1 protein-coding gene is annotated in these 1,394 nt (G+C 69.5%); it reads right to left on the bottom strand.

From position 1 onward, the window contains the following. Positions 1 to 1,394 (bottom strand): polyketide synthase (locus B9S58_RS22820; protein WP_146063554.1); only part of this gene is annotated, 1,394 nt, incomplete at both ends.

The raw sequence follows: 1,394 nt of genomic DNA, 5'->3' as shown, positions 1-1,394 counted from the left end.
GCGTAGGACCCGGCCAGTGTCCGTACGGCCGTCTCGTCCGCGCCGGTGACGCGCACCACGAGCGACTCCGGGACGGGTACACCCCGGACCACGGCGGTGGGTGCTTCCTCCAGGATCACATGCGCGTTGACCCCGCCCATCCCGAACGCACTCACCGCACCACGCCGCAGACCGTCCTCAGGACGCGGCCACTCCATGACCCGGTCCGCCAAGAAGAACGGCGTGCCCTCGAAACGAATATGGTCATTGGGCCGCACCACATGCAGCGACGGCGGAACCACACCCCGCTCCATCGACAACAACACCTTCACCAAACCCGCCAGACCCGCCGCCGGCTCCAGATGACCCACATTCCCCTTCAACGAACCAATCGCACAGAACTGCGAACGATCCGTCAGCGCACGCCACGCACGCGTCAACCCCTCGACCTCAATCGGGTCACCCAGACTCGTCCCCGTACCATGCGCCTCCACCATGCCAACCGACTCCACCGGCACCCCCGCATCCGCGAGCGCGGCCGAGATCACCGACTGCTGCGCCGCACTGCTCGGCACCGTCAACCCACTCGTACGGCCACCGTGGTTCACCGCCGTGCCCTTGACGACACCACGCACCCGGTCACCGTCACGCAGAGCCGCCCGCAACGGCTTCAGCACCACCGTCACCACACCCTCACCCGGCACGAACCCGTCCGCACCAGAGTCGAACGGCCGCAGGGCGTTGGACGGGGAGAACGAGCGCAGGCGGGAGCCGAGCTGGAAGTACTGGTGGGACATGCCCAGGTGCACGCCGGCGACGAGGGCCTGCTCGCACTCCCCCGCGCGAATGCTGCGCACCGCCGTGTGCAGCGCCACCAGCGACGACGAGCACAGCGTGTCGATCGTCATGCTCGGACCGTGCAGATCCAGGAAGAAACTCACCCGGTTCGCCAGGATCGCGTTGTGGTTGCCCAGACCGGCGGGCGTCTGGACGACGTCTCCGACGACGGTGTCGCGGTAGTGCTGGTAGCTGGCGCCGACGAAGACACCGGTGGCCATCTGGGCCTTGCCCGCCAGGCCCGCGTCCTCCAGGGCCCGCCAGGCGGACTGGACGAGGTGGCGCTGCTGCGGGTCGATCCACTCGGCCTCGGCGGGCGAGAGCCGGAAGAAGCCGGGGTCGAAGTCGGTCAGGCCCTCGACGAAGCCCGCCCGCCGCAGGTAGACGGTGCCGGGGGCGCCGTCCGTCCCGTAGTAGGCGTCGATGTCCCAGCGGGAGGCCGGTACCTCGGTCAGGCAGTCCTCGCCCTCCACCAGGACCCGCCACAGCTCGTCGGTGCTCCCGGCGTTGGGGAACACCCCGTCGACGCCGATGACGGCAATATCGTGCGTGTCGGCGTCCGCCGCCTCGGGGGCGGC

Origin of the sequence: Streptomyces sp. SM11 (genome assembly GCF_002910905.1) — a bacterium.
In the GTDB taxonomy this organism is placed as follows: Bacteria; Actinomycetota; Actinomycetes; order Streptomycetales; family Streptomycetaceae; genus Streptomyces.
The sequence above is the reverse complement of the archived record's forward strand: the minus strand, read 5'-3'. Positions and strand labels throughout refer to the sequence as shown.